Origin of the sequence: Neglectibacter sp. X4, from assembly GCF_009917365.1 — a bacterium.
Lineage (GTDB): Bacteria > Bacillota > Clostridia > Oscillospirales > Acutalibacteraceae > Acutalibacter.
On the sequence record NZ_QWLE01000081.1, the window covers coordinates 1 to 7,378 of the forward strand.

General features: G+C 47.8%; 9 protein-coding genes and 3 pseudogenes. 4 read left to right on the forward strand and 8 right to left on the reverse strand.

What is annotated here, in order from left to right; all coding sequences use genetic code 11:
* Window positions 1-288: hypothetical protein (locus D1841_RS15795; protein WP_160644554.1), on the reverse strand; the 288-nt coding region annotated here is incomplete at its 3' end.
* A 508-nt stretch (window positions 289-796) separates the two neighbouring features.
* Here D1841_RS15795 and D1841_RS15800 point away from each other — a divergent pair.
* On the forward strand, window positions 797-1,000 hold the full coding sequence (locus D1841_RS15800) for an excisionase (RefSeq protein ID WP_160644556.1): 204 nt from the start codon (window positions 797-799) through the stop codon (window positions 998-1,000).
* A gap of 89 nt (window positions 1,001-1,089) precedes the next feature.
* Window positions 1,090-1,723, forward strand: a pseudogene (locus tag D1841_RS15805) (integrase DNA-binding domain-containing protein); the annotation flags it as partial.
* A gap of 82 nt (window positions 1,724-1,805) precedes the next feature.
* Here the strand turns inward: D1841_RS15805 and D1841_RS15810 are convergent.
* From D1841_RS15810 to D1841_RS15830, 5 genes and pseudogenes are all read right to left on the reverse strand, one after another.
* Complete coding sequence (locus tag D1841_RS15810) at window positions 1,806-2,081, reverse strand: SDR family NAD(P)-dependent oxidoreductase (protein WP_237076430.1); 276 nt, start codon at window positions 2,079-2,081, stop codon at window positions 1,806-1,808.
* A gap of 104 nt (window positions 2,082-2,185) precedes the next feature.
* A complete protein-coding gene (locus D1841_RS15815) occupies window positions 2,186-2,449 on the reverse strand; it encodes a MerR family transcriptional regulator (RefSeq protein WP_160644558.1) in 264 nt (87 codons plus the stop codon).
* 271 nt (window positions 2,450-2,720) lie between these two features.
* Window positions 2,721-3,155, reverse strand: a pseudogene (locus tag D1841_RS15820) (helicase); the annotation flags it as partial.
* Window positions 3,156-3,312: 157 nt separating this feature from the next.
* Window positions 3,313-4,587: a plasmid recombination protein gene (locus D1841_RS15825; protein WP_160644560.1), complete on the reverse strand. Its 1,275-nt coding sequence runs from the start codon at window positions 4,585-4,587 to the stop codon at window positions 3,313-3,315.
* Window positions 4,588-4,732: 145 nt separating this feature from the next.
* Window positions 4,733-5,794: an AAA family ATPase gene (locus D1841_RS15830; protein WP_160644562.1), complete on the reverse strand. Its 1,062-nt coding sequence runs from the start codon at window positions 5,792-5,794 to the stop codon at window positions 4,733-4,735.
* Window positions 5,795-5,972: 178 nt separating this feature from the next.
* Between D1841_RS15830 and D1841_RS15835 the strand changes: the two genes are divergently transcribed.
* On the forward strand, window positions 5,973-6,485 hold the full coding sequence (locus D1841_RS15835) for a GNAT family N-acetyltransferase (protein WP_160644564.1): 513 nt from the start codon (window positions 5,973-5,975) through the stop codon (window positions 6,483-6,485).
* Window positions 6,486-6,633: 148 nt separating this feature from the next.
* On the opposite strand, the gene D1841_RS15840 is transcribed toward D1841_RS15835, so the two are convergent.
* Together D1841_RS15840 and D1841_RS19950 are read right to left on the reverse strand one after the other, a co-directional pair.
* Window positions 6,634-7,005 carry a TnpV protein gene (locus tag D1841_RS15840; RefSeq protein WP_161880073.1) on the reverse strand — a complete coding sequence of 124 codons (372 nt, stop codon included), beginning with the start codon at window positions 7,003-7,005 and terminating at the stop codon, window positions 6,634-6,636.
* Entirely contained in the window at window positions 6,888-7,304 is a 417-nt protein-coding gene (locus tag D1841_RS19950) for a recombinase family protein (RefSeq protein ID WP_371722066.1), read from the reverse strand. Before D1841_RS19950 ends, D1841_RS15840 begins: the two co-directional genes overlap by 118 nt.
* On the opposite strand from D1841_RS19950, the pseudogene D1841_RS15850 reads away from it, so the two are divergent.
* Window positions 7,303-7,378: pseudogene (locus D1841_RS15850) on the forward strand (PcfB family protein); the annotation flags it as partial. The gene D1841_RS19950 and the pseudogene D1841_RS15850 overlap by 2 nt on opposite strands.

The window sequence follows — 7,378 nt, forward strand, 5'->3', positions numbered from 1 at the left end:
AGTGAACTGCTCTCTAACGAGATACTCCACGCGGACGAGACCACACTGACCGTGCTGCGGGAAGATGGCAGGAAAGCCACACAAACTTTGCTGTGTAATAGTTTCAAACATCTCTGCAAGAGAACTAATCTTTTTCACAGTATCAGATAACTCTTTCATTTTAGAGAATCGAGGTGTTACTAATACTTCAATAAATTCATCCCTACCTAAACCGCTAAATTCTTCCTCATTTAGTATTTCGTAATATTTTAAAGGGGAATATTCATCTGCGGATAAATATTTAAACAACTTATGCGGGCTGTCCTTTCATTCAAGGTTTAAGCTGATTAAGGACAGGCAGCGTCCCCCTTTCCGCTGTTCTGTCCCCAGCAGAACCTTTTAAGCACCTTGACAAAGAAAGCGGCGCAAGATAACGGCGGCGCAGCATAGGGCAGATCGGATACATCCCTTTTGCGCCGAGCTATACGGCGGGTGCGCCATGACGCTATCCCGGCGGGGTTTTCTTTTCCCCGCTGGGACAGCCGAGCGACCAACACCACGCCGGGGAGCAAGTAAAACACATATATGTGTTTGCAGCTCTGCGGGCGACGACAGCGCAGAATTACAGGTTACTTACCGCCACAGTCCGATGCGTTTATACGAAACTGCGTTTCGTTTAGCGTCGCAGGCAATGGGTAGGGCTGCATGAGAACCATGCAGGGGTGAAACTCCCGTGAGGTTACGCTATTAACCGTCCGATTACAGCCTTTTTTCACTATTAACCTTTTTACCCATTTTTGAAAGGGGGATTTATAGAATGAACAATGCTGATGTGCCTATTTGGGAAAAATACACGCTTACCATTGAAGAAGCGTCAAAATATTTCCGCATTGGGGAAAACAAGCTGCGGAAACTTGCAGAGGAAAACTCCACGGCGGGCTGGGTAATCTTGAACGGGAACCATATTCAGATCAAGAGAAAACAGTTTGAAAAAATCATTGACACACTGGACGCAATTTAGCGAAAAATATAGTGAAAAGGAGCCTTGAATATGCTATAATAAATGTAGGCATATCAAGGCTCTTTCCGACACGGAAAGGAGCAAAAACAATGTGGTCGAAAAGACGTGATAATAGAAACCGCATTTTGCGTTCGGGAGAGAGCCAGAGAAAAGACGGGAGATATGCTTACAAATATACCGATACTTTTGGTAAAGTGCAATTTGTCTATGCATGGAAGTTAGTGCCTACGGACAAGACCCCCTGCCGGGAAGCGTGACGACATATCCCTTAGAGAAAAGGAAAAAGAGATACAGAAAGACCTTGACGACGGGATAGACACAATCGGAAAGAAAATGACTGTCTGTAAGCTTTACGCAAAGCAGAACCGCCACCGGGGGAATGTTCGGTACAACACCACACAGGGGCGCAAGCGGCTGATGAAGCTGCTGGAAGCGGATAAACTTGGTTCCTGCCCCATTGATAGTGTAAAACTGTCCGACGCGAAAGAATGGGCGCCTGGCATGAAAGAAAAGGGAATATCCTACAAGACCATAAGCAACGACAAGCGTTCCTTAAAAGCCGCGTTCTATACGGCGATACAGGACGATTGTATAAGGAAGAACCCCTTTGACTTCCAGCTATACACCGTGATCGAGGACGACACAGAGCCGAAAGTACCTCTCACAGCGGAACAGGAAGAAAGCCTTTTATGCTTTATGCAAAATGATAGTGTCTATCAGAAATGAGGATATATAAGAACTTCTCCCCATATCTAAAATGCCGGGAAAGCCCGGAAATACGGGCTATACCGACATATAAGAACTTCTAAAGAGATAATCTAAATTCACCATAAATTTTCAAATACAATTCCTGTACTCTACGGAATACATATTCAGCGGCTTCTGGCTTTTCTAGTCCATAAACAATGAAAACTGATTTTATGCGAAAAGTCTGCGACAGATGATTTGATAATTCTTTCAATTTATCCTTATTTTTTGATCCCAAAACCAAGTTGTAACCTTGCTGTGCAAATTTGACAGACAGAGCCTTTCCTATTCCGCTTGTACAGCCTGTCATCAAAGCTATTTTATTATTTTTCATATACAATCCCTCCGAGAAGTTCTTTGAAATGTTCCCATTCCATGAGATAATTCATATACTTTTTAGATTCAAAGTTTTTATTATTTAACACCTTGTTATAAAATTTAATCTTCCTTCTTATCATCAATAATAAATCTTGATATGCTTTGTTTAAGTAGAGAAATATATTGTTTTATTTTGCACATCGGCATATCTGTATCCCGCAGACAACGGATTAAAAATATCCATTCAATATCCGATTCAGAATAAATCCGTCTATTCATTTCATCCCGTTTAATTTGGGGTAATAGACCTTCCCTCTCATAATAAAATAATGTGTCTTTCGTAATCCCTGGTTTTTGCGCTACCTCATTTGTTGTATAGTTCATATGGGCACCTCCTCAAATAAAAATAAACTATGGTTCACATATGTTAGCCATACTACCCAAGCCTTGCTCCCTAACTGCATTGATGCTCGCAGATTCGCTTCTGCCTCACGGCTTCGGCTTTACCACTTACGTGGAGGGCTACTTTGTCATGCCAGCTTCCCAACACCGTCATTACTTCTGATGCAGGTGGCACTAGGCTACCGCTAACGGAATAGCGGGTTTAATCAATATTTCGTTGTTAAACAATTATCTATGCGACTTCAAATCGCACCCACGGGCAATCCCAATGGTGAAGCGCGATCAATTTCTTCTGCACCTCCGTGTTGGCGGTGTGGATATAGGCTATTTCTTCGGCTGGTATGCCCCTGGCAATCAGTTTGTCTCGCAGGTCATCGTAGATGTTAAACTCGCCGTTTCCTTTGGGTGTGGACAGGTCGCAGAACACCATTTGCGTAGACCGCCGATCCGTCGTGCGCTGCCATATCTCAAAGACATTTTCAGCGCAGGCGCTCACCTTGCCGGTATCGCTGTCCAGGAGCATGGGGTTAAGGAGCCGTTGGTCAAGGGCCAGCTTTCGTCCGTCGTTGGTAATAAGCAGCATATTGTCTACGGTGCTGTCTACCATCTTGTTTCGGACGTGCTCGGCCCGCTCTACCAGCGCCGCCACCATCTCCTTCTGCTGTTCCGATGGCTTCACACTGACAATAAAATTGGTGTTTCCTATGCGAATAGAATATTGATTTTCCATAGTGCTCCTTTCAAAAAATCGTGGGCTTCCGACAGCGAAAGCCCGGTTTCGACGCCTGGGCGTTCAGTTTAGAACAGGTGAAGAAGTCAAAAAGTCGGGAGTGTAGTCGAAGCGGCTACCTCTCCCAACCCTTGCTCCTGTTCTTCTGTTTTCTCGCTTCACGCTCGGCCTGCCGCCTGCGCTCCGCTTCCTCCTTTTCTCTCCGCTCCTGCGCTTCCTTGACGCTGAACAGCTCCCTAACCTTGCTGACAAACGCCCGCACAAGGTCGGGAAAGTGCTCCATAGCGTCCAGAAACGGCTGGCACTTCTCTCTCAGAGCGTCATAGCGTTCCTGCGCCTTCTCCAGCGCCGATGAAGCCTTGGAATACTGCTGGCGGTAATAGCGGGCGTTTTCTCTCAAATTGTGAATCTCGTTTCGGCTGGTAATGCCCTCCTTCGCCAGCGAGGTAAGCTGGGAGTAGTCCTCTTTGGTGATAGCGACCTTTCCCGTGATGGTCTTTTGACCCATGCTGTCAATGTCGCTGAGGGTCATGCTGACCTCGTGGGCCGCCTGGTACTTGGTCTGCTCCCTTGCAATCTTCTCTTGAAGATTGGAGAGCCGTTTGGTATCTTTTTTAATCTGATATTGGAGCGAACTCAGATTTTCGGAAGTGCTACCACGCTCGCCACGCTGGAAGTCGGTAAAGCCATGCTCCCGCATATGCTCGAACAATTCATCTTGCAGGACGCTGTATGACGCCCGGTACTTCGGCTTGCCGTTCTTCCGCAGGATTGCCCTACCGTATTCATCGGTGAGGGGAATATCTGAAGCCCATTTCTTGGAGTGGCTGATCTGATGGATAACCTCTTTCACCGTTCCTCGGAGGGCGGGGTCTTTACACCGCTTGCTCCACAGGATTTCTTTCTCGACCACAGGCAGGACAACGGCATGGAGGTGATAGTGGTACACATCTTTTCCCAGCTCGTCACTTGCCGCCCTGTTGATTTCATCGGCGTGCATGACAGCGGAGATGACATTCTCAGCACCGAACTTATCTTCCAGAAAGCGCACCGCTTCGGCGTAGAACTCCTTGGCGTAGTCATAGCCGCCTTTCCGCTCAAAGTACATCGTGTTCACATCAATGATAATCTCGTCAAAAAGGGTAGCGTCCTGCCGCAGCCCCCGCAGGCTGATTGCACCGTCCCCTTCCAGCTCCCGCAGGATTTCCATATAGGACTTCCCGCCGGGGTCACGAAAATGAACATTGAGGGGTATCCGCTCCGTTACGACATTGATGTTGTCGTAGCTTTCGTTCTTCCTCTCATTGTGCCGTTCTGCCGCCCCAATGTCTGAGGACTTGTACTGCTTCACACGGGCACAACTCATATCGGGCCTTTGTTCTTTTGCCATCGTTTCCTCCTTCCTGAGAGGTGGCGGGGGAGCGCCGTTACACAACATTCTGCGAATGTGTGTAACCCACTATGACACTTTCGGCTTCGCCGCAAAGATGTCGTGGGCAAGGGCTTTCCCCCCTTGACCTCCCTTAAAACCTCAATCAAAAAGGCAGGCCGTCATCTGCCATGACTGCCTGCCGTTCCTCTTTCGGTTTTTCGCCCACCGTCAAAGCCCAGTACCACAGAAAGCCCTCCTTCACCGAGTGAACGCCGGCTTTCTTCTTGGCCTTTTTGATGGTCGATTTCTTGAAGCCTGCGGCTTCAAGTTTTGTTTCGCACTCGGTAGCAAGCTGCGGCCTGCCGTCTGAAAGAAGCTCTTTCAGAAACGCAACCGCACCATCTACCTTTTCGCTCGGCCTGCCCAGCTTCGGGGCAAAAAGGGAAAATGCTTCGTCCGCTGTCAGTTCTATTTCATCGTGGAAGTTCACGCCCTTGTCGGTCACTTCAAAGACAATGGCGTTGCCAGTCGGGGCAAGGTTGGACTTCACCTGTACCATATACCGCTCCGAAAGGTTCTCCTTGTTCTGCGTCCTTGCCACCGCCAGAATACTTCTTGCGGCGGCGGCAATGTCGATTGAGCCGTTGGTTCGGTACAGCGGGGAGGTATCCCTGTTCTTGTTCATGTGCGCCACAACAACGATTGCACAGCCCGTTTCCTGTCCGATTTTGATAAGGTGGTTCAGTTCCGTTCTCGTTTTGTTGGCGTCGTTCATGGAACAATCTTCCCCGATATACGAACTCAACGGGTCAAGAATGAGCAGCTTGACATTGTACCTTTCGATTGCCTGTTGCAGTCGGTCATCTCCAAAGGTCAGGTGCTTTTCGTTCTCCTTGATGAAGATAAGGTTGTCCCTATTGCCGCCGGAAGCGATAAACCTCGGTACAACCGTATCATCTGCGTCATCCTCCGTGGTCTGATAAATCACCGTCATTGGCCCGCTTGCTTCCTCTGCCTCTTGGAAAGGCAGGGGCTTCCCATCAGTCAGCAGGGCGGACAGCGCAAGCATGAATTTGCTCTTGCCATCGCCCGGATCGCCTTGGAGCAGGGTTATCTTCCCGAATGGGATATAGGGATACCACAGCCATTTCACCTCCCTGGGCGTGACCTCGCTCGCCCTGATAATCTCCAAAGTAACCGTGTCGCTGCTTCCGTTTGCGGTCATTGTGTGACCTCCTTTCGATTGATTTTGCTGCCCTGGGCAACAGAAAAGCACCCTATCCCTACGGTGCTTTTCTCTGGCTCAGATGAATGCTTTAATGGGGGTTGAATGCCGCTTGGGTTGGTGGTATACTATATTTGTAGTAATTTGACAAATCGGAATTTGAGGGGAGACAATAAAAATGATAGAGCTTAGGAGATTATCAGTAGATGATGGAATGGATGTATATGTAATGTTACAAGAAATTCCCAAAGAAGAGAACGGGTTAATGAACAATGCTAACGGGTTATCATTTGAGGAATATAAAGACTGGTTGAAGAGAAAATATGCAGATTCCGAGCAGATTGGACTTAAAGACGGTTGGAAAGTGCCGTCTACTACATATTGGCTTTATGCAGATGAGAGGCCAGTTGGTTTTGGCTCTATCAGGCATTTTCTCACAGATGCGCTTCGTGAAGCGGGGGGGCATATAGGGTATGGAATAGCTCCTAAGTACCGTGGGAAAGGATATGGAAAGAAAATTCTTGAGCTTTTACTTGAGGAAGCCAGCTGTCTTGGAATTGATAGAGTACTTGTTACAATTCAGTTGGACAATGCTACATCAAAGGCAGTAGCATTTGCAAATGGTGGTGTGATTGGGAAACAAACAGATGAACGTATATTTGTTTGGATAGATACTGTGCGGAAATGCTGAAAATTTATTGATAATGATTCTGTCAAATTCCAGTTTATCGGGCCGCTCTTGATTTTGATTTCTTCCATTACACAGGGAACTTAATGACTTCTTGATTACTTCCTGAAGAAGGAAGCTGCCACCTCCCGATGACAGCTTCCTTTTTGCCTTATGCGTAAATCAAATTATTCAAGACCACTTCCTCGGCGGCAGAGCGGATATTGTTCATCATTCCCACCCAGCGCAGTTGATTTTCGGCTTTCAGCCGTTCCGTCACGCCCTGTCGCTCTGCCATGTCCTTTATAAGCCGTTCCATCATCTCGCTTGCGGACTGGTCGATTTCCTCAAGGTGGCTCGCCAGCTTATCAGACAGTACAAGCTGAGAATAAAACACCTGCCTGTGCTCTTTCAGATACCTCCATCTCATTCTGCCATATCTGCCGACGTTCGGGCTGGCTGGGGATGTAAGGCAGGGGTAATAATAGTCCCCGATAAGTTCGTAGCTGATACCTGTTCTTTCGTCTTTGATGAAGCGTTCCATTGTGCGTTCTCCTTTGCTTTTTTATCGTGATAGGCTTTCAAGGTAAGGTATTTATCCGAAAATTTCTGCCCATGGTACTGCTCTGGATGTTTTTCCTTCGCATGGGCGGCAGGGATTAAGACCTGTTCCTCGGTCAGTATGGCGGCGATTGCCCGTGAGCTTTTGCCCTCGTTAGCAAGCTGGAAGATATGCCGCACCACCTCGGCGGCTTCGGGGTCAACGACAAGCGTCTGCTTATCACCCGCCATCCGGTTATAGCCATAGGGGATACTGCCCGAACAACGCTTCCCGTCTTTCATGCAGGACGAAGTGGAAAGCAAAACCCTGACGCTCATTGTCAGCGGCACAAAGTTCACCGGCAGGCTGTTCAAAG

What these genes read in the sequence shown, in the direction of transcription:
- D1841_RS15800 (WP_160644556.1), top strand. Translation starts at nt 797, where the DNA reads ATGAACAATGCTGATGTGCCTATTTGGGAAAAATACACGCTTACCATT.
- D1841_RS15810 (WP_237076430.1), bottom strand. Translation starts at nt 2,081, where the DNA reads ATGAAAAATAATAAAATAGCTTTGATGACAGGCTGTACAAGCGGAATA.
- D1841_RS15815 (WP_160644558.1), bottom strand. Translation starts at nt 2,449, where the DNA reads ATGAACTATACAACAAATGAGGTAGCGCAAAAACCAGGGATTACGAAA.
- D1841_RS15825 (WP_160644560.1), bottom strand. Translation starts at nt 4,587, where the DNA reads ATGGCAAAAGAACAAAGGCCCGATATGAGTTGTGCCCGTGTGAAGCAG.
- D1841_RS15830 (WP_160644562.1), bottom strand. Translation starts at nt 5,794, where the DNA reads ATGACCGCAAACGGAAGCAGCGACACGGTTACTTTGGAGATTATCAGG.
- D1841_RS15835 (WP_160644564.1), top strand. Translation starts at nt 5,973, where the DNA reads ATGATAGAGCTTAGGAGATTATCAGTAGATGATGGAATGGATGTATAT.
- D1841_RS15840 (WP_161880073.1), bottom strand. Translation starts at nt 7,005, where the DNA reads ATGGAACGCTTCATCAAAGACGAAAGAACAGGTATCAGCTACGAACTT.
- D1841_RS19950 (WP_371722066.1), bottom strand. Translation starts at nt 7,304, where the DNA reads ATGAAAGACGGGAAGCGTTGTTCGGGCAGTATCCCCTATGGCTATAAC.